The organism is Chimaeribacter sp. YP20170169 (assembly GCF_056739715.1).
Genome location: NZ_CP176824.1, coordinates 2381249 through 2400090, shown reverse-complemented (window position 1 = coordinate 2400090; position 18842 = coordinate 2381249). Strand labels below are relative to the sequence as shown.

The 18842-nt window shown below is 59.9% G+C and carries 18 protein-coding genes; 8 read left to right on the top strand and 10 right to left on the bottom strand.

Translation table 11 applies throughout. The annotated features are described in order from the left end of the window. Positions 1-19: 19 nt before the first annotated feature. Positions 20-796, bottom strand: a complete 777-nt coding sequence (locus ACK3SD_RS10845; RefSeq protein WP_481127535.1) for an IclR family transcriptional regulator — start codon at positions 794-796, stop codon at positions 20-22. 261 nt (positions 797-1057) lie between these two features. On the opposite strand from ACK3SD_RS10845, the gene ACK3SD_RS10840 reads away from it, so the two are divergent. Then, the gene (locus tag ACK3SD_RS10840) at positions 1058-2671 is read left to right on the top strand and encodes an MFS transporter (RefSeq protein WP_481125486.1); all 1614 of its coding nucleotides are present in this window, start codon (positions 1058-1060) and stop codon (positions 2669-2671) included. A gap of 37 nt (positions 2672-2708) precedes the next feature. Continuing rightward, positions 2709-3737 (top strand): HlyD family secretion protein, encoded by a 1029-nt coding sequence (locus tag ACK3SD_RS10835; RefSeq protein ID WP_481125485.1) that lies wholly within the window; start codon positions 2709-2711, stop codon positions 3735-3737. Positions 3738-3777: 40 nt separating this feature from the next. Here the strand turns inward: ACK3SD_RS10835 and mdoC are convergent, their stop codons facing one another. Then, positions 3778-4935 (bottom strand): glucans biosynthesis protein MdoC, encoded by a 1158-nt coding sequence (mdoC, locus tag ACK3SD_RS10830; RefSeq protein WP_481125484.1) that lies wholly within the window; start codon positions 4933-4935, stop codon positions 3778-3780. A gap of 354 nt (positions 4936-5289) precedes the next feature. On the opposite strand from mdoC, the gene ACK3SD_RS10825 reads away from it, so the two are divergent. The 4 genes from ACK3SD_RS10825 to ACK3SD_RS10810 all read left to right on the top strand — a co-directional run bounded on the left by ACK3SD_RS10825 (position 5290) and on the right by ACK3SD_RS10810 (position 10450). Beyond that, a complete protein-coding gene (locus tag ACK3SD_RS10825; RefSeq protein ID WP_137764978.1) occupies positions 5290-6795 on the top strand; it encodes a glucan biosynthesis protein G in 1506 nt (501 codons plus the stop codon). Next, complete coding sequence (mdoH, locus tag ACK3SD_RS10820; RefSeq protein ID WP_481125483.1) at positions 6788-9331, top strand: glucans biosynthesis glucosyltransferase MdoH; 2544 nt, start codon at positions 6788-6790, stop codon at positions 9329-9331. Before ACK3SD_RS10825 ends, mdoH begins: the two co-directional genes overlap by 8 nt. A gap of 148 nt (positions 9332-9479) precedes the next feature. Continuing rightward, positions 9480-10088, top strand: a complete 609-nt coding sequence (locus ACK3SD_RS10815) for a hypothetical protein (RefSeq protein WP_481125482.1) — start codon at positions 9480-9482, stop codon at positions 10086-10088. A 116-nt stretch (positions 10089-10204) separates the two neighbouring features. Further along, positions 10205-10450, top strand: coding sequence for a YceK/YidQ family lipoprotein (locus ACK3SD_RS10810; protein WP_481125481.1), 246 nt, complete (start codon positions 10205-10207; stop codon positions 10448-10450). A gap of 21 nt (positions 10451-10471) precedes the next feature. Here the strand turns inward: ACK3SD_RS10810 and ACK3SD_RS10805 are convergent, their stop codons facing one another. The 4 genes from ACK3SD_RS10805 to ACK3SD_RS10790 form a co-directional block, all read right to left on the bottom strand. Further along, positions 10472-10852, bottom strand: a complete 381-nt coding sequence (locus ACK3SD_RS10805) for a MysB family protein (RefSeq protein WP_137763561.1) — start codon at positions 10850-10852, stop codon at positions 10472-10474. Between the two features lie 236 nt (positions 10853-11088). After that, positions 11089-12306 carry a multidrug efflux MFS transporter MdtG gene (gene mdtG / locus ACK3SD_RS10800; RefSeq protein ID WP_481125480.1) on the bottom strand — a complete coding sequence of 406 codons (1218 nt, stop codon included), beginning with the start codon at positions 12304-12306 and terminating at the stop codon, positions 11089-11091. Between the two features lie 163 nt (positions 12307-12469). Continuing rightward, positions 12470-12754, bottom strand: coding sequence for a YciI family protein (locus ACK3SD_RS10795; protein WP_481125479.1), 285 nt, complete (start codon positions 12752-12754; stop codon positions 12470-12472). A 51-nt stretch (positions 12755-12805) separates the two neighbouring features. Next, positions 12806-13726: a Kdo(2)-lipid IV(A) acyltransferase gene (locus ACK3SD_RS10790; RefSeq protein ID WP_481125478.1), complete on the bottom strand. Its 921-nt coding sequence runs from the start codon at positions 13724-13726 to the stop codon at positions 12806-12808. A gap of 135 nt (positions 13727-13861) precedes the next feature. On the opposite strand from ACK3SD_RS10790, the gene ACK3SD_RS10785 reads away from it, so the two are divergent. Further along, positions 13862-14074 (top strand): hypothetical protein, encoded by a 213-nt coding sequence (locus tag ACK3SD_RS10785; RefSeq protein WP_481125477.1) that lies wholly within the window; start codon positions 13862-13864, stop codon positions 14072-14074. Here ACK3SD_RS10785 and ACK3SD_RS10780 read toward each other — a convergent pair. Next, a complete protein-coding gene (locus tag ACK3SD_RS10780; RefSeq protein WP_481125476.1) occupies positions 14033-15136 on the bottom strand; it encodes an NADH:flavin oxidoreductase/NADH oxidase in 1104 nt (367 codons plus the stop codon). The genes ACK3SD_RS10785 and ACK3SD_RS10780 overlap by 42 nt on opposite strands. Positions 15137-15407: 271 nt before the next feature. Between ACK3SD_RS10780 and trhO the strand changes: the two genes are divergently transcribed. Continuing rightward, entirely contained in the window at positions 15408-16469 is a 1062-nt protein-coding gene (gene trhO / locus ACK3SD_RS10775) for an oxygen-dependent tRNA uridine(34) hydroxylase TrhO (RefSeq protein WP_481125475.1), read from the top strand. 49 nt (positions 16470-16518) lie between these two features. Here trhO and ACK3SD_RS10770 read toward each other — a convergent pair whose 3' ends face one another. From ACK3SD_RS10770 to ACK3SD_RS10760, 3 genes are all read right to left on the bottom strand, one after another. Continuing rightward, the gene (locus tag ACK3SD_RS10770; RefSeq protein ID WP_137764976.1) at positions 16519-17106 is read right to left on the bottom strand and encodes a YceI family protein; all 588 of its coding nucleotides are present in this window, start codon (positions 17104-17106) and stop codon (positions 16519-16521) included. A gap of 43 nt (positions 17107-17149) precedes the next feature. Next, the gene (locus ACK3SD_RS10765; protein ID WP_481125474.1) at positions 17150-17704 is read right to left on the bottom strand and encodes a cytochrome b; all 555 of its coding nucleotides are present in this window, start codon (positions 17702-17704) and stop codon (positions 17150-17152) included. Positions 17705-18034: 330 nt separating this feature from the next. Beyond that, positions 18035-18691 carry a response regulator transcription factor gene (locus ACK3SD_RS10760; RefSeq protein ID WP_481125473.1) on the bottom strand — a complete coding sequence of 219 codons (657 nt, stop codon included), beginning with the start codon at positions 18689-18691 and terminating at the stop codon, positions 18035-18037. Positions 18692-18842 lie beyond the last annotated feature (151 nt).

Genomic DNA, 18842 nt, shown 5'->3' with positions numbered 1-18842 from the left:
TACACCGGCGCTGCCGGTATCAACGGCAATCCAGCTTGCCGATTTCGCCCATCAAAGAGGCCCGGCAGGCCAGAATGGCTGCCTGCAAGGCCGGTAAGTGGTGGTGCAGCCGTTCGGTGGGCACCAGAAGTGACACCGAATAGCGCCCCAATAGGGTATCGATGGCGATGCCCATCGAGGAGATGCCCTCCAGCGTCTCGCCATGCTCGATCGCCACCCCCAGCCGCCGCACTTCTGCAAGCCGGGTGAGCAGCGTCTCCATGTCGCGCACCGTCCGGCCGGTCACTGGCTCGAACTCGTCGCCAATCAACTGCCGCACCTCATGGTCGCTGTTTAGCGCCAGCAGCGCACGCCCACCGGAGGTGCTGTAGATCGGCAGGTTGAGGCCAAAGCGCGGCACCACCCGCAACTCGCGGTCGGCCACCACCATGTGCACGATGGCAATCTGCCGCCCGCTGGGGCGCGCCAGGGTCACGGTCTCGTTGGTCTCCTTGCACAGCGCCTGCAAGAAGGGGGTGGCGATGGCGATGATGTCGATGTGCACGGTCGCCACCAGCCGCAGTAGGGTCGGCCCCAGCCGGATGCCGTGGCGGCCGTCGCTGCGCACAATGCCCTCATCCGCCAGCGCGGCCACAATGCGTTGCACCGTGGAGCGGGGCAGGGCGACGGCCTGCGCGATGGCCCCCAGGCTCATCCCTTCCGGGTGCGCGCCGAGTGCATTAAGGATGCTGGCGGCACGGGAGATCACCTGAATGCCGCCGCTGCGCTCCTCCTCCGTGGAGGGGGTATGATGCATGGTCACGCTAAGGCTCCTTATCAATAAACGCCCGGATATTTAACGGCATTCCCTGCCGGAACTCAATCGTTAACCACATTGCAATACAGTGGACCGTATTGTAGTATCCCGCGCTGTGATGCCATTCGCATAATGACGGCCTCACTTTCACCTGCCATTACTGCACCCGTATCTGTTTCCCGTTGCGCCCCGCGCCCAGGCCCTCTGCTGCCGGCCGCTGGCGGCAGGTACAGTGCGCACAAAAAAAAGATGAGTTTAGTTATGAGTGTAGTCAGTGTGTCGCCGGCCAATGCCAGCGGCATTCCTCCTGCTGCCCCAGTGGCCCAGCCCTTTACTGTCCGGCTGGTGATTGGGTTGGTCGGCGTGCTGATCGCCGCCCTCTCATCCGGCCTGAATGACCGGGTGACTGACATCGCGCTGGCTGACGTCCGCGGGGCGCTGAGCATCGGCAGCGATGAGGGCTCCTGGCTGGTCGGCGGCTATCAGGCGGCGGAAGTGGCCGCCATGATGCTGGCTCCCTGGCTGGCGATGACCTTCTCCATGCGGCGCTTCGCCATGAGCATGGTGCTCGGCTTCGGCCTGCTCGGGGCGATCCTGCCCTTTTCGCCCAATTTGACGGTCTTCATCACCCTGCGGGTCATCCAGGGGCTGTTTGGTGGCGCACTGCCGCCGCTGCTGATGACCGTTGCCCTGCGCTTCCTGCCGCCCGGCTTCAAGCTGTATGGGCTGGGTGCCTACGCCCTGAGCGCCACCTTTGGCCCCAACCTCGCCACCTCGCTGGCGGCACTCTGGACCGATGACGTGGGCTGGCAGTTCGTTTTCTGGCAAGTGATCCCGCCCTGCCTGCTGGCCTTCGCCATGATCAGCCACGGCATCCCCCAGGATCCGTTGCGGCTGGAGCGGCTGAAGCAGATTGACGCCTTCGGCATGATCACCGGCTGTAGCGGCGTGGCGATGCTGGTGCTGGCGTTGCAGCAGGGTGAACGGCAGGACTGGCTGGAGTCCGACCTGATCTGCGCGCTGTTGTATGGCGCGGCGGTACTGATCACGGTGTTCCTGATCAATGAGTGGTATCACCCGCTGCCGCTGTTCAAGCTGCAACTGCTGGGGCGGCGCAACCTCGCCCACGGCCTGCTGACGCTGGCCGGGCTGATGCTGGTCTACCTCTCCGGCTCGGTGCTGCCCTCCAACTACCTGATCTCGGTCAGCGGTTTTCGTGCCGCCGAGGTGGGGCCGCTGGCGCTGACCATCGGCGTGCCACAGCTGCTGATGGCGCCACTGGTGGCGGCGATCTGCAACCTGCGCTGGGTGGACAGCCGCTGGGTGCTGGCCAGTGGGCTGGGGCTGCTGGCCTTCACCTGCTACTGCGGCTCGGCGATCAACAGCGCCTGGGTGCAGGGCAACTTCTACTGGTTGCAGGCGATGCAGGCGGTGGCACAGCCGATGGCGGTGATCCCCATCCTGATGAGCGCCACCAGCGTGGTGCAGCCGATGGAGGGGCCTTTCGCCTCCGCCATGTTCAACACCGTGCGCGGGCTGGGGAGCGTCACTGCCTCGGCACTGCTGGAGACCTTTATCACGCACCGGGAGAAGTTCCACTCCCATGTGCTGCTTGACCACGCTGGCTCGGTCAGCCACCTGCTGTCGCAGCCCTATGACGGCAACCGTGCGCCGCCCGCGCCGCTCAACCCGGATGGCAGCGCCATCTCCACCGAAGTGCTGGCACGCTTCTCCTCGCTGGTGAAGAAGCAGGCCACCATCCTCGGGCTGAGCGACGCCTACCTGATGATTATGGGGGTGGCGCTGGCGCTGATTGTGCTGGCCGCCCTGATGCCGCAGCGCACCTATCCGCCGCAGTCGTTGGTCAACCGTTGATTGCCCCTATTTCCGAGAGCATTGAGAGAAGAGAATTATGTTAGCAACATCGTCAAAACGCATCCCGCTGCTGGTGGCGGTTATTCTGGTGGCCCTGCTGGTGGCCTTTATTGTCTGGCGGCTGGCCGGGCGGGGTGACGAAACCACCAATGACGCCTACGTCACCGCCGACTATACGCTGGTGGCGCCGCGCATCTCCGGCCATATCGCCGAGGTGTTGGTGGAGGACAACCAACAGGTGCAGGCGGGCCAACTGCTGGCGCGCATCGATCCCCGTGATTACACCAACGCCCTGAATACGGCCAAGGCCACGCTGGGCAGCAAACAGGCGCAGATCCAGAGCCTGGATGCCCAGCTCGCCAAGCAGCAGCAAGTGATTATTCAGGCGCGGGCGGACATTGACTCCAGCACCGCTGGCATGAACTATGCGCGCCAGAGCGCTGACCGCTACCGCCGGCTGTTGCAGAATGGCTCCGGCACCGCTGACCAGCGTGACGAGTCGGATGCTAACTACCGCGAGAAGGCGGCACAGCACCAGAGCAATGTGGCGGCGCTGGAAGCCGCCCAGCAGGAGGTGGACGTGCTGCGAGCGGAACGTGCCGAGGCGCTGGCGGCAATTGAGGCGGCAAAGGCCGATTTGGCGCAGGCGCAGCTCAACCTCTCCTACACCGAGATCAAGGCACCGATTGCCGGCACCGTCGGCCAGCGCTCGCTGCGCGTGGGCGCCTATGTCAGCGCGGGCACCCGCGTGCTGGCGGTGGTGCCGCTGCAACAGGCTTACATTGTCGCCAACTATCTGGAAACGCAGCTCGGCAGCGTGCAGCCGCAGCAGCCGGTCAGCATCCGCGTCGATGCCCTGCCAGACGTGCAGCTGCATGGCCATGTCGAGAGCATTGCCCCGGCCACCGGCGCGACCTTCTCGCCGATTGCCGCAGACAACGCGACGGGCAACTTCACCAAGGTGGCGCAACGTCTGGCGGTGAAGATTGTGCTGGACGCCGACCAGCCGCAGGCGCAGCGCCTGCGGGTCGGGATGTCGGTGGTGCCGACCATCAATATCCACTAATAAAAAAGCCCGCCTAATGGCGGGCTTTTTATTGCCACTCTCAGGCGGCAGGCGGGATGGGCACCGGTTTTTGTGATTTGCCGGAGAACAGGAAACGCAGCATCGGCACCTGTTTGTGCAGCTCATACAACAAGAAGGCCAGGCCGAAGACAAATATCATTCCCAAGCCAAAGCCTGCCAGATTATTCTCAATTTTCGGTGTGATGAATGCGCCATATATCAGTGTTAGCGGGTGGTGGACCAGATAGATAAATAGTGAGGCATTAACCAGATAGGTAATCCGCGGCGAGTGGCTGTTGAGCATCCGATGGCCAAAGGCAAATACCAGGTTGACCATCACAATCCCCAGCATGTAGGTGATCAGCGTATCCAGCTGGGGCGAAAGGTGCGCGCCATCATTCAGGTGCTGGTTGGCGATATAGGCGGCGAACAGCAATGGCGCCAGCAGCAGCGCCAGCGGGGAAGGCTTGAGCAGCAAGGCCTTAAGCCAGCCATATTTGAACGCCAGCGCACCCAGAATAAAGAACGGCAGATAGAACAGCGGTTGCATAACGATAAAGTTAAGCAGCGAGTTGAATAGCAGGCCGGGCAGCGCATGATCCAACGTAAATTGAATAATTGCATAGACCAAACCCAGCAGGACAAAATAAAATAAGAGTTTTCCTAAGTTATTAAGGCGCTTTTCGCTAAACCGTGCCGGAAGAATCTGAATGTTCCGCAGGCGGCGGAAAATATAGAACCCCGCGCAGGTTAATATTACCAATGTTAACAAAAACCATAAGTGTGAAACTATTTCCCAGATGCCCACGTTGATTTTTTCATAGCCGCTGAAATGGGCCCACCCTTGGATGCGCTGGGTATAATTTTTCAGCATATAGAACTGTGGCAGGGTGATCAGCACCATTGCCGACAGCATCGGGATCGCCACGCGCTCCAGCCGCACCTTCAACCAGCGCACTGGCTCATAACGTTCATACAACATATAGGAGAAGTAGCCGGAGATGACGAAGAACACCTGCATCCGGAAGGCGTGGATGATGTCATTGAGCACCGTCAGCAGGTCAGAGGGGGTCTGGCTGTTCACCGCCCAGTTGTGGCTGGAGTAGATCAACGACAGATGGAAAGGAACCCCGAGCAGCATCAAATAGGCCCGGATGGAATCGAGAAAGTATTCCCGTTGTACTGTTTTTTTTGTCATAAGTTTCCAGGATTTTTACTTAAAGGGTGCGCCGTTTATTTTAGCGTGTCCGATAAATCGCATCGATGGGGTTTACTCCCAAACCGATTGGCTTAAATCACCGGCCGGAACCCTACTATAGGTGTTGCTAATTTTCTACTGTGGTTTAATCTGCATCCGGCACTGATAACGCTGTCTGGCTGATTAAACTCTAACCCACAGAGAGGAACCATCCATTTATCATGTTGTCGGATAGCTAAATAATCCTTTAATATGGATTTAGAATGATTTCAGCACTCGAAAGGGGGGGTTGTGCGAGTTAAAAATTTATCCAAGGGGCCACGTGCGGCAAAGGTATGTGCGTTGAGCGCCGCGATGTTCCTGTCACTGGGCGCGTCACATGCATGGGCATTCTCGCTCGATGACGTGGCCAAACAGGCCAAAGATCTGGCAGGAAAGGGATTTGAGGCACCAAAAAGCAACCTTCCTTCCCAGTTCCGGGAAATGAAATTTGCTGACTACCAGCAGATTCAGTTCAACCATGACAAAGCCTACTGGAACTCGCTGAATACGCCGTTCAAGCTGGAGTTCTACCACCAGGGCATGTATTTCGAATACCCGGTGAAAATCAATGAAGTCGCGGCCGACAAGGTCAGCGAGATCAAATACAACCCGGACTACTTCAATTTCGGCAACGTCAACCATGACGCTGACGCGGTGAAAAACCTCGGCTTCGCCGGGTTCAAGGTGCTCTATCCGCTCAACAAAGCCGACAAGAATGATGAGATCATGAGCGTGTTGGGCGCCAGCTACTTCCGCGTCATCGGCAAGGGCCAGGTCTATGGCCTGTCGGCGCGTGGCCTGGCTATCGACACCGCGCTCGCCTCCGGCGAAGAGTTCCCGCGCTTCCGCGAGTTCTGGATTGAGCGCCCGAACCCGGACGAGAAGCACCTGGTAATCTATGCGCTGCTGGACTCGCCGCGCGCGGCCGGGGCCTACCGCTTCGATCTCTATCCGGGCAGCGACACCACCGTGGATGTGCAGGCCAAGGTCTACATGCGTGACAAGGTGGGCAAGCTGGGCATCGCCCCGCTGACCAGCATGTTCCTGTTTGGCCAGAACCAGCCCTCCCCGAACATGAACTACCGCCCGGCGCTGCATGACTCCGATGGCCTGTCGATCCATGCTGGCAACGGCGAGTGGATCTGGCGTCCGCTCAATAACCCGCGCCACCTGTCGGTGAGCACCTACACCATCGAGAACCCGCGCGGCTTCGGCCTGCTGCAGCGTGGCCGCAGCTTCGCGCAGTATGAGGATCTGGATGACCGCTACGACCTGCGCCCGAGTGGCTGGGTCGAGACGCATGGCGACTGGGGCAAGGGCCGGGTCGAGCTGGTGGAGATCCCAACCGCCGACGAGACCAACGACAACATCGTGGCCTTCTGGTCGCCGGAGAAATTGCCGGATGCTGGTCAGCCGCTGGACTTGAGCTATCGCCTGCACTTCACCCGCAATGAGGAGGCGCTGCACGCGCCGGATCTGGCCTACGTCAAGCAGACCATGCGCTCCGCAGGCGACGTGAAGCAATCCAACCTGATCCGCGAGCCGGATGGCAGCATCGCGCTGCTGATCGACTTCGCTGGCCCAGTGCTGAAGGCGCTGAAGGAAGATACCCCGGTTGCCTCGCAGATCAGCGTGAATGACAACGCGGACATGGTCGAGAACAACGTCCGCTATAACCCGGTCACCAAGGGCTGGCGCCTCACCCTGCGCGTCAAGGTCAAGGATCCGAAGAAACCTGTTGAGATGCGCGCTGCGCTGGTCAATGGTGACAAACCGTTGAGTGAAACCTGGAGCTATCAGCTGCCTGCCAATGAATAAGTCAACGCCTTTACCTCATCAATATATTGAGGCGCTGCCCCTCTCCGCGGAGGAGAAGGGCGCGCTCAGCGGCCAGGCTGACGCCTTGCCGGAGCTGCACCGCCGGCTGGGCGGGGCAGGGGAGGGCCTGCCGTCAGACGACGCGCCGCTGGCCTCGGTGAAAACCCGTCTGGAGCAGGCCTGGCCGGATGCGCTGGACGGTGGCAAGCTGCTGGACGCCGACGCGGAAGGCCGCACCACCCTCAAGGCGATGCCGCCGATCAAGCGCGCCAGCATGTTCCCGGAAGCCTGGCGCACCAACCCGCTGGCACGTTTCTGGGACTCGCTGCTGGGGCGTGGCAATATGCCGCAGGCCCCGCTCTCCAAGGAGATGGCGGAGTCCGAGAAGCGCTGGCGTACCGTTGGCACGCTGCGTCGCTACATCCTGCTGGTGCTGATGCTGGTACAGACCGGCATCGCCACCTGGTACATGAAGACCATCCTGCCCTATCAGGGCTGGGCGCTGATCGACCCGATGGAGATGGTAAATCAGGACCTGATGCAGTCGGTGCTGCAACTGCTGCCCTATGTGTTGCAGACCGGCATCCTGGTGCTGTTCGCCATCCTGTTCTGTTGGGTTTCGGCTGGTTTCTGGACCGCGCTGATGGGCTTCCTGCAACTGCTGATCGGCAAGGATAAGTACAGTATCTCCGCCTCCAGCACCGGCACTGAGCCGCTGGACCCGGCGCAGCGCACTGCGCTGATCATGCCTATCTGTAATGAGGACGTGGACCGCGTCTTCGCTGGCCTGCGCGCCACCTATGAGTCGGTGAAACGTACCGGCGATCTGGCGCACTTTGACGTCTACATCCTTAGTGACAGCTACGATCCTGATATCTGTGTCGCCGAGCAGAAGGCCTGGCTGGAGCTATGCCGCGAAGTGGAGGGCCACGGCAAGATCTTCTACCGTCGTCGCCGTCGCCGCGTGAAGCGCAAGAGTGGCAACATTGATGACTGGTGCCGTCGCTGGGGCAAGGACTACAGCTACATGGTGGTGCTGGATGCCGACAGCGTGATGAGCGGCGAGTGCCTGACCGGGCTGGTGCGCCTGATGAACGCCAACCCGCACGCCGGCATCATCCAGTCCGCGCCGAAGGCGTCGGGCATGGACACCCTCTATGCGCGCCTGCAACAGTTCGCCACCCGTGTCTATGGGCCGCTGTTCACCGCTGGCCTGCACTTCTGGCAGCTGGGCGAGTCCCACTACTGGGGGCACAACGCCATCATTCGCGTACAGCCATTCATTGAGCACTGTGCGCTGGCGCCGCTGCCGGGCGAAGGCTCTTTCGCAGGCTCCATCCTCTCCCACGACTTCGTAGAAGCAGCCCTGATGCGCCGCGCTGGCTGGGGCGTTTGGATCGCCTACGACCTGCCGGGCAGTTATGAGGAGTTGCCGCCGAACCTGCTGGATGAGCTGAAACGTGACCGCCGCTGGTGCCACGGCAACCTGATGAACTTCCGCCTGTTCCTGGTGAAGGGGATGCACCCGGTGCACCGTGCGGTGTTCCTGACCGGCGTGATGTCCTACCTCTCCGCGCCGCTGTGGTTCATGTTCCTTGCGCTCTCCACCGCCTTGCAGGTGGTGCATACGCTGATGGAGCCACAGTACTTCCTGCAACCGCGCCAGCTGTTCCCGGTGTGGCCGCAGTGGCGGCCGGAGCTGGCGATTGCGCTCTTCTCCACCACCCTGGTGCTGCTGTTCCTGCCGAAGCTGCTGAGCGTGGTGCTGATCTGGGCCAAAGGTGCGAAAGAGTATGGTGGCGGGTTCCGCCTGCTGATCTCCATGCTGCTGGAGATGCTGTTCTCGGTGCTGCTGGCCCCGGTGCGGATGCTGTTCCATACGGTGTTTGTGGTCAGCGCCTTCCTCGGCTGGGAAGTGGTCTGGAACTCGCCGCAGCGTGATGATGATGACACCCCTTGGGGTGAGGCATTCCGCCGCCACGGCTCGCAGATGCTGCTTGGGCTGGTGTGGGCCGGTGGCATGGCTTGGCTGGACCTGCGCTTCCTCTGGTGGCTGGGGCCGATCGTCTTCTCGTTGATCCTCTCGCCTATTGTGTCGGCGCTGTCGAGCCGCGCGACGCTGGGCCTGAAGAGCAAGCGTGCCAAGCTGTTCCTGATCCCGGAGGAGTACGATCCGCCGCGTGAACTGGTGGCCACCGACGAGTACCTGCAACATAACCGTGAACGCGCGCTGCGCAACGGCTTTATGCATGCGGTGGTGAACCCCTCCTTCAACGCACTGGCGACGGCGATGGCGACCTCACGTCACTATACCCGCTCGGCGATCGAGCACTGGCGTCAGGAGCGTCTGGCACAGGCGCTGGCAACCGGCCCGGCCAAGCTTGGCAAGGCCGATCGCCTGCTGCTGCTGAGCGACCCGGTGCTGATGGCGCGCCTGCATCAGGCGGTCTGGAGCGATCCGGCCCAGCATACGCAGTGGCGTGAGTACTACGCGACGCTGCCGCACAATCCGTTGGCGTTCCCGAACGCGGGCTAATCCTGCCTGATTTTCCTCCTGAAAAGCGGAATGCGTAAGCATTCCGCTTTTTTTATCCACAGTTACTCGTTTATCGGCATAAAAAGACTAAACGGTCGGGCAAAAGCTCTCTAATATTCACGCCCCTTATAATGATAAGAGTAATTATATGTCTTCTGATTTATACACCATCCTTCGCGCACTCAAGCAATTTGTGCTGTGCGCTGTGGCTGTCGCTTTAGTCAGCACCTTGTTGTTCATCGATATTATTTGGTTGCATAACGCGGTAAAAGAGGCCTCCCTGACGGAGATCGCCCAAGAGACACTGCTGGGATTGAGCGCCCTGATCTTCTTCCGTTTGGCGCAGCGCCACCCGCAGTGGCGTTATGGCTTTGTGCTGCTGGGTGGCTTCCTGCTGACCATGCTGATCCGCGAGCTGGATGGGGTGTTTGACCTGATTGTCCATGGCTGCTGGGTCTACTTTGCCCTGCTGGTGACGGTGCTCTGCCTGCTTGGTGCGGCGTGCAATATGGTCTCCACCCTGTCAGGGCTGGCCTGCTTTGTCCGCTCCCGCAGCTATGGCATCATGATCTGCGCGCTGCTTTGTATCCTGCTCTTCTCGCGCCTGATGGGGATGCACCAGATCTGGGAAAATGTGCTGCTGGATGGGTATGTGCGTACCGCGAAGAATGTGGTGGAGGAGGGGACGGAGCTGTTTGGCTATACGCTCTGCTTTATCGCCAGCCTGCAATTCATGCGCGCGCTGGCGCGTCGCTGATTTACACTCCCTTAACTTTGCCAGCGGCGCGGCAGGGTGCGCCAACATGCTATGCTAAGGGCATCAGGGCTGGCGCACCGCGCCGGCCAAAGCCCGGTAAATACAGTGAGTATAACGTGAAGGTTAATCTCTTCCTGCGCATCGGCGTGGTGGCGCTGGCGGCGGCCAGCCTAAGTGGGTGTGGCAGCATCGTCAGCCGCACCATGCCGGGGCAAGGGCATGGCAACCAGTACTATCCCGGCGTCCAGTGGGATCTGCGTGACAGCCGCTGGCGCTACGTCACGGTGATTGATGTGCCGCTCTCGATGATTGTCGATACCTTTATGCTGCCCATCGATGCCCGCCACGGCCCCTACGAATAGCGGCCGCGGCAGCAGTGGGACTTAACGCTCGTCCCACTCATCGGCGGCGGTTTTGCCCTCTTCGGTGTCCAGCGGTGGGTCAAGCTGGAACTCGCCCTCATCCCACTCGTGTAGGGTGTTCTCCTCCTGCCACTCCTGGCGCAGCTCCTCCTCATCAAAATCGCCGTCATAGATGGCCTGTGCCGCCGCGCCGCTACGGAACGGCAGGCCCTCTATCGCATCGCCCTCATCCAGGAAAAACTCCGCCTGCCACATGATGTCGCCATCTTGCAACACGTACTTTTGCAGGTTGAACTGCTGCGGCGGGGGCACCTCCTCATCGGCGAAGTCATCCGCCAGCGCTTCCAGGTACTCTTCGCGGGCAGTCTCAAGGGCTTCTTCCAAGGTTGCGTACATGCTCATAGTTGGCCTCCATCAATGGCATGGTTGCGCCGCGTCGGCGCAGTAAAAGGGAGATACCGGTTAAGTGTTGTCGGTGAAACCAAGGATGCAAGTTTTTGGCCGGGCGAAAACGAATAAAATTTTTTATTCTGCGGCCGGGCGGCAAGGTGTCGATATTGCACTATTTTATCAGGTGAAAATTGAGCGATTCGCCCAACGCCGGGCCGGATGTGTGGACGAAAGCGTGCCCGGCCCGATCACTTCAGCAAGGCCCGTTTCGGCGCGCGTTGCAGGCTCCACCAAGAGTAGAAGGCGTTGAACAGCACCACGCAAGCGGTCACGCCAAATACCGCGCGGAAACCGTAGCCCGCCGAGACTGCCGCCCCCAGCAGCGGCCCGGTGACGTTGCCAATGTCACGGAACGACTGGTTATAGCTGAAGATGCGCCCCGCCACCTGGCTGGTGCTGTTGTAGATCAGCAGCGTTTGCACCGCTGGCAGCAGCGCGCCATCGGCGGCCCCCAGCAGGAAGCGCAGGATGCCGAGCTGCCACGGGGTCTGCACAAAGGCCATTGGGATTAAAATCACCACCGACAGCGCCATCATTGCCACCAGAATGCGCTCCGGGCCGATGCGATCGCCGAGCTTGCCGAGGCGCGGGGCGCTCAGCAGCGCCGCCACCCCCGGCACCGAGGCGATCATACCGCTGATAAAGGCCAGGTTCTGCGTCTGTCCAGCCAGTTCGCGCACGTAGAGCGTCAGGATTGGCGCGATGGAGCCGGTCGCCACCTGGATAATCAGGGTGGTGACGAACAGGCAGAGCACCAGTTTCGGATCTTTCAGCGAGGCCAGCACCTGCCGGGCATTGAGCATGTCCTTCTTCAGCACCGGTACAAACTGCTCTTTGATCAGCAGCAGCGTCAGGATAAAGCAGAGAAACAGCACCAGCGCCGTGATGTAGAACACCGGGCGCAGGCCATAGCGGTCAGCCAGCAGGCCACCGATCAGCGGGCCAATCAGCGCCCCGCTCACCGCACCGGTGGAGAGGGTGCCGAGCGCCCAGCCGCTGCGGTTGCGCGGCACCTGGGTGGCGATCAGCGCGTTGGCGTTCGGCACAAAGCCGCCCAGCAGCCCGAGTACCGCCCGCAACGCCAGCAGTTGCCAGATGTTTTGCGCCAGCCCCATCAGCACCATCACAATCGCCATCCCTAGCGCCGAGCGCAGCAGCATCAGCTTGCGCCCCTTGCGGTCGGCCAGCCCGCCCCAGAAGGGCGAGGCCACGGCAGAGAACAAAAAGGTGATGCTGAAGACCAGCCCAGACCACATGTTCAGTGCCTCATGGCCCTGCACACCCAGCACTTCGATATAGAGCGGCAGGAAGGGCATCACCAGACTGAAGGCGACACCGGTCAGAAAGCAGCCCAGCCAGGCCACTGCGAGATTGCGTTTCCAGTTGATGGGTTCAGCCGAAGTCATAGTGTCCCACAGTCAAGGAGGTGGAACCGCCGTGTCAGTCGCCTGCCGGCGGAGGGTGAAAAACAGACAGGCAAACAGTATGGGCTTGATTGTGCAGGCATTCAACCTGCCGGGCGGGAAAAACGGGAGGGGAGTCCGGCCAGCCTGATGCCAGCCGGGGGGATCACTGGCCTTGCAGGGCGGCCAGCGCCTCCTGGGTACGGGTGACCGCCAACTCGGTCACCTCATAGTCGGCCACCGCCTGAAACGGGTCTTCCGCCAGAATGCGCGCCAGTTCGTCACGATCGACATTTTGCATCAGAATCACGCCGCCACTGCGCGGCACCTTGCGGCCCGCGGCCAAAAATAGCCCCTGCGCAAAGTAGCGGTCGAGCCAGTCAATATGGCCCGCCAGGTGGGCATCCACGGCGTCGATGGGCTGGTTGTAGGTGAGGCTGACAATATACATGGTCTTATCCTTACGGCATGAAAAGCGCCCGGCCAGGCCGGGCGGGAAATGTCAGTAGAGCGACGGTTGCCCCTCCGGGCGGGTCTTGAAACGGCGGTGCAGCCACATGTACTGGTCAGGGGCCATCAGGATCGCCTGCTCCACCACCTGATTCATGCGGGTGGCGGCCGCCAGCTCACTCTCCAGCGGCATATCCTGCACCTTTGGCAGGATGTGCATCTCATAGCCCTTGCCATCCGGCAGGCGGCGCGGCACAAACGGAATGATGGCTGGCTTGCCCATCCGCGCCAGCAGGTAGGTGCCAGTGGTGGTGGCGGCATCCGGCACGGCGAACAGCGGCGCGAATACGCTGGCGCGCGGGCCGTAATCATGGTCTGGCGCATACCAGATGATCTCACCCTGTTTCAGGCTGCGGATCATGCCCTTCAAATCTTTGCGATCCAGCATACTCTTGTTGGAGCGGGTACGGCCCCAGGTCTGGATCCAGTCCATCAGCTTGTTGTCATGCGGGCGGTAGACGCCGATGCCGGGGTTATAGATGCCGAAGATGCGCGCGCCCAGCTCCAGCGTCAGGAAGTGGATGCCCACCAGCAAGACGCCCTCTTTATCAAGGTGGGCCTGTTTGATGTGCTCATCGCCGGTGACGGTGAACCAGTGGCGCACCCGCCACTCTGGCCAGAACCAACCCATGCCGGTCTCGAACAGCCCCATGCCGACCGACTCAAAATTTTTGCGTACCAGCTCATCGCGCTCGTGCGCCGGCATATCAGGGAAGCAGAGCGTCAGGTTGCGGTGGGCGATGTGCACCCGACGTTTTAAAAAGCGCATTGAGAAGCGTCCCAGCGCGGTGCCAAGGCGATAGATCACTGGGTAGGGCAGTAGCACCAGCAGGTAGAGGATGCCCAGCCCCAGCCAAGTGGGCCAGTAGCGTGGATGCAGCAGGGATCGGTTGAAGGTTGGAAGGTGCGTCATAATTTCTCTGCTTTATTGTGTTACGACGTAACAATCATGGATCGGGCGTCCCGGCCTGCGGAAAACAAACCTATGGCGGCTCTCCGTGGCACAAGGCTTAAGGGCAGGCGCAGGGACAGGATGCAGTAGGGATCAATGAACGTATTCATCCACTACATTGTTAATATTGTGCCATCATTCCTGGCACAGGTGAAAATTGACCGCATAAAAGATTCATTTTGCCAGAAAGATGCGCAGATTAGCGGCGAATTGCCTGCTTTTTCGGCCATCAAGGCGGCGGGCCGGCTGACCCGCCGCCGGGCAGGGTTATTTATCGTTGAACAGCCCTTTCAGCGCGTGGGGTTCTGAGCGCTTGTACTGGTCAGGGGCAATCGCCTTCGCGCCCAGACGGGCAGCGGCGTGCCACGGCCAGCGCGGGTCATAGAGCATACCGCGCGCCAGCGCCACCAGATCGGCCTGACCGGTGGCGACAATCGCTTCCGCCTGCTCTGGCTCGGTGATCAGCCCCACCGCGATGACCGGCATCTTGACCGCCTGACGGATGCGATCGGCAAAAGGCACCTGATAGTTCGGGCTGACGGCAATCTTCTGCGCGGTGGAGTTGCCGCCGCTGGAGACGTGGATGTAGCTGCAACCCAACTCATCCAGCGCCTTCGCCAGCGCCACGGACTGTTCCAGATCCCAGCCGCCGTCCGCCCAGTCGGTGGCGGAGATGCGCACCCCAATCGGTTTTTCTGCCGGGAAGGCGTCACGCAGCGCCTGATAGATCTCCAGCACCAGCCGCATACGGTTTTGCAGTGAGCCGCCATACTGGTCATCACGCTGGTTGGAGAGCGGGGAGAGGAACTGGTGCAGCAGGTAGCCGTGTGCCGCGTGCAGCTCCAGCAGGTCGAAGCCCAGCCGGTCAGCGCGTTTGGCGGCGGCGACAAAATTGGCCTTCAGCTCCTCAATGCGCGCCAACGACATGGCCTCCGGCGTCTCATCCTTTTCTGGGTTATAGGGAATGGCGGAGGGGGCAACGGTCTTCCAGCCGCCTGGTTGGCCTGCTGGGATGGAGGCGCCGCCCTCCCACGGACGCTGGCAGGAGGCCTTGCGGCCTGCGTGGCCTAGCTGGATCCCTAGTGGAATGTCGCTATTTTCGCGGATGGCCTTCACCACGCCGGAGAGCGCCTGCTCCGTCTCATCATCCCACAGCCCCAGATCCTGCTGCGTGATGCGGCCCACGGCCTCCACGGCCGTCGCCTCCACAATCAACAACCCGGCACCGGAGAGCGCCAGATTGCCGAGGTGGATGGTGTGCCAGGAGGTGGCCTTGCCATCGTCAGAGGAGTATTGGCACATCGGTGCGATGACGATACGGTTGGGAAGCGTCAGGGAGCCAAGGTGGTAGGGGGTAAAGAGCTGACTCATGGGTAACCTCGCTTGTCTGGCGGGGAGGGGCGGGCCTCCCCAAAGGTGAATGTTTTACAATGAAACGATAACAAGGCTTATCGCTTTTCCTCATTACGTCAACCCATTGTCCAGCAACATTTTGTTTCGGCATGCCCATTGCCGGAAAAGCCAGCATTCATTGGCGCTGATGATGTTTTAGCAAAAACTATCATGTATCATACGGCCGCCGTTTTCGCCCTCGCGGCGACTGCTGGCCCGATTCATACCAAACATCGCAGGAACGTACACCATGCCAGTGTTACATAACCAGATTTCCAATGAAGAACTGAAGGCGCGCATGTTGGCCGAAACCGAGCCGCGCACCACCATTTCGTTCTACAAATATTTCACCCTTGACGATCCCAAGGCGTTCCGTGACGCACTCTATCTGGCGTTCATCGCTGAAAAGGTGTTCGGCCGCGTCTATATCGCCAAAGAGGGCATTAATGCCCAGATCAGCGTACCGCAGAGCCGCGTAGAGGCGTTCAAGCAGGCGCTGTTCACCAGCCACCCGGCGCTGGATCAGGTGCGCCTGAACATCGCGCTGGAAGACGATGGCAAATCATTCTGGGTACTGCGCATGAAGGTGCGTGAGCGCATCGTGGCCGATGGCATTGAGGATGAGACCTTTGATCCCTCCAACGTCGGCGCGTACCTGAAGGCCGATCAGGTCAACCAGATGATTGACGATCCCAACACGGTGTTTGTCGACATGCGCAACCACTACGAGTATGAAGTGGGCCACTTCACCAACGCCCTGGAGGTGCCCTCTGACACCTTCCGCGACCAGCTGCCGATGGCGGTAGAGATGTTGCAGGAGCAGAAAGAGAAGAACATCGTGATGTACTGCACCGGCGGTATCCGCTGCGAGAAGGCCAGTGCCTACATGCTGCACCACGGTTTCAAGAACATCTACCACGTCGAGGGCGGGATCATCGAGTACACCCGCCGCGCCCGCGAGCAGGGGCTGCCGCTGAAGTTCATCGGCAAAAACTTTGTCTTTGATGAGCGCATGGGCGAGCGGGTGTCGGACGATGTGATTGCCCACTGTCACCAGTGCGGCACCTCCTGCGACACCCACACCAACTGCAAGAATGATGGCTGCCACCTGCTGTTCATCCAGTGCCCGCAGTGTGCCGAGGCCTTTGAGGGCTGCTGTAGCGAGATCTGCTGTGAAGAGCTGAAGCTGCCGCCTGAGGAGCAGCGCGCGCGCCGTGCCGGCCGTGAAAATGGCAATAAGATCTTCAACAAATCGAAGGGCATGTTGCGCCCACGCCTGCACATCCCGGCGCCGGACAACAGCGACGCCTGATAAGACGAAAAAGGCCACCCCACGGGTGGCCTTTTTTATGGCGGCGGCCTTATTTCGGCCTGACCCCCTCCAGCGAGATGATCAGCTCCACGTTTTGTGAGGCCGGGCCAAGCTTGGTATTGATATTGTAATCCTTCAGCGCGAACTCGCCCTCGGCCTCAAAGCCGGCGCGGTAGCTGCCCCACGGGTCATCGCCCTGGCCGATCAGCTTGGCTTCCAGCGTCAGCGGCTTGGTCACGCCATTGAGCGTGAAGTCACCGGTGATCTTCAGTTCGTCGCCATCCTTCTCCACCTTGGTGGAGGTGAAGGTCGCCTGTGGATACTTGCCGGTATTCAGGAACTCCGCGCTGCGTAAGTGCTTGTCGCGCTCGGCATGGTTGGTGTCCACGCTGTTGGTATTGATAGTCACGTTCACCTTGTCAGCGGAAGGGTTCTGCTCATCAAAGGTGAAGTTACCGTCAAAATCATTGAAGCTGCCATAGATCCAGCTATAGCCCAGGTGCTTGATGCGGAACTGCAAGAACGCGTGCTGCCCCTCTTTATCAATCTTGTAGTCAGCGGCCACGGCCGCCCCCGCGCTCATCATCAGGGAGGCGAGGGTCACGCCCAGAACGCTGCGCTTAAGCAGGTGGGTCATCGTTGTCATAACATTCTCCATGTATCCAGTAGGTAACGCGTTATCAAGAGAGGCGGCGACCCAGCATCCGTCTGAGGGTGTCATCGCGATCGATAAAGTGGTGTTTCAGCGCGGCCAGCGCATGTAGCACCGAGAGGATCACCACGCCCCACGCCAGCCAGAGGTGCAGGTCGCCGGCCAGATCGGTCTGGGTGGCGTCGAGGCTAAACAGCGCCGGCACGTTAAACCAGCCGAAGACGCTAATGGGCTGGCCCTCCGCGGTGGAGATCAAATAACCGGTGACCATGATGGCAATCAGCCCGGCCAGCAGCAGTAGGTGCGCAGCCGTGGCGGCCATCCGCGTGAGCGCGCTGTAACTGCTGAGCGGCAGGGGCGGCGGCGAGACAAAGCGCCACAGCACGCGGAACAGCATCACGATAAAAAGCAGGGTGCCGACGCTCTTATGCAGCTCTGGCGCCCGGTGATACCAGGTATCGTAGTAGCCAAGTGTCACCATCCATAACCCGAGGGCGAACATGCCATAAACCACCAGCGCCGCCAGCCAATGGATCACAATACTGGTATGCCCAAAGGCATGGGTATCATTGCGGAATTTCATCATCGACCTTTTGCTTGCCGACAGGGGATTTTCCAGAAAATAGTCATCAGCCAAATTAAAAGCAACAATTATTTTTCAAATGAAATAATTAGCTAACTTTATTCATCTTTTTTGACCGGTAAGTGGGAAGGTTATTCAATGCCATCGGTTGAGTAAGGAGGGAAATAGCGAGCAGAAAAAAACCGACACCGGCGCTTGCCGTTATTAATGTCAATTAACGTTATTAATACGTCAGTTTTATTCAGGAAGTGTCAATATAACCAAAGTGATTTGACCCAGTGGAAAGATAACGGGCAGCGGCGGCAATCCATTGCCCATCACTCTAGGCGGCTAGGGAACCAAATCGTAATTCAGGTAAGCCAGCAGCGAGTTATCTGTCAGGCGGCGATAGGCTGGCGGAAAGATCACATACTTAAGCATCGGGTAGAGCGAACAGAACTCTAGCCGGTTGCGCACCGCCAGCTTCTGGGTGGCGTGGCGCTTGTGCACGTACACCGTACGGCCGCAGATCCCCAGTTGCTGGGCAATCTGGTGGTTGGTTTTCTGGTGGTCTATCCATAGCACAATCACGGCCAGCTCCTGCCGGGTAAAGAGATAGCCGTTGTTGGTATAGGTGATAAAGCCACCCGGCTGGCACGGCGCGGTCAGCATGGGGAGCAGGGCCGTCAGGCCATGTTTGTTCATCAGCGCCACCCGGCCAGAGAGCGGAATTGGGTCCGTTGAGGTGGGATAGGGGGCATCAAGGTAGATGTAGACCCGCGCCGGGCCGCACAACAGGAAAAAATCCGCCAGCGAGGGAAAAGGGCCGCTGCAACGGCAGTGGTGGGTCAGGTTTACCAGCACCACATCAAAGAAGGCGCCGCGCAACATCTGGAGGGCCTGTTCAGGGGAGGCGGCCTGCTGGAGGGTAATATGGGGGTAATCTGCCAGGAAACTGGACGTGCCGAGAAAGGTATAGGCACAACTATCAACAATAAGTATTCGCATTCTCTGCTCACTCGTGGGCAATACATGAATGTCCATTTCATTAGTGCGCAAAAATAAGCAGAACATCTCGCAACGTCAATTCAGAAAAAGAGGGGTGTCACCCCTGCAAAAGCCGAATATATTCTCTAGATAAATACAGGCAAAGAATTAA

Coding starts and splice junctions, on each gene's coding strand:
- ACK3SD_RS10780 (WP_481125476.1), bottom strand. CDS start 15,136: ATGAGTCAGCTCTTTACCCCCTACCACCTTGGCTCCCTGACGCTTCCC.
- ACK3SD_RS10825 (WP_137764978.1), top strand. CDS start 5,290: ATGTTCCTGTCACTGGGCGCGTCACATGCATGGGCATTCTCGCTCGAT.
- ACK3SD_RS10840 (WP_481125486.1), top strand. CDS start 1,058: ATGAGTGTAGTCAGTGTGTCGCCGGCCAATGCCAGCGGCATTCCTCCT.
- ACK3SD_RS10790 (WP_481125478.1), bottom strand. CDS start 13,726: ATGACGCACCTTCCAACCTTCAACCGATCCCTGCTGCATCCACGCTAC.
- ACK3SD_RS10785 (WP_481125477.1), top strand. CDS start 13,862: ATGAACGTATTCATCCACTACATTGTTAATATTGTGCCATCATTCCTG.
- mdoH (WP_481125483.1), top strand. CDS start 6,788: ATGAATAAGTCAACGCCTTTACCTCATCAATATATTGAGGCGCTGCCC.
- trhO (WP_481125475.1), top strand. CDS start 15,408: ATGCCAGTGTTACATAACCAGATTTCCAATGAAGAACTGAAGGCGCGC.
- mdoC (WP_481125484.1), bottom strand. CDS start 4,935: ATGACAAAAAAAACAGTACAACGGGAATACTTTCTCGATTCCATCCGG.
- ACK3SD_RS10805 (WP_137763561.1), bottom strand. CDS start 10,852: ATGAGCATGTACGCAACCTTGGAAGAAGCCCTTGAGACTGCCCGCGAA.
- ACK3SD_RS10760 (WP_481125473.1), bottom strand. CDS start 18,691: ATGCGAATACTTATTGTTGATAGTTGTGCCTATACCTTTCTCGGCACG.
- mdtG (WP_481125480.1), bottom strand. CDS start 12,306: ATGACTTCGGCTGAACCCATCAACTGGAAACGCAATCTCGCAGTGGCC.
- ACK3SD_RS10770 (WP_137764976.1), bottom strand. CDS start 17,106: ATGACCCACCTGCTTAAGCGCAGCGTTCTGGGCGTGACCCTCGCCTCC.
- ACK3SD_RS10765 (WP_481125474.1), bottom strand. CDS start 17,704: ATGAAATTCCGCAATGATACCCATGCCTTTGGGCATACCAGTATTGTG.
- ACK3SD_RS10845 (WP_481127535.1), bottom strand. CDS start 796: ATGCATCATACCCCCTCCACGGAGGAGGAGCGCAGCGGCGGCATTCAG.
- ACK3SD_RS10795 (WP_481125479.1), bottom strand. CDS start 12,754: ATGTATATTGTCAGCCTCACCTACAACCAGCCCATCGACGCCGTGGAT.
- ACK3SD_RS10835 (WP_481125485.1), top strand. CDS start 2,709: ATGTTAGCAACATCGTCAAAACGCATCCCGCTGCTGGTGGCGGTTATT.
- ACK3SD_RS10815 (WP_481125482.1), top strand. CDS start 9,480: ATGTCTTCTGATTTATACACCATCCTTCGCGCACTCAAGCAATTTGTG.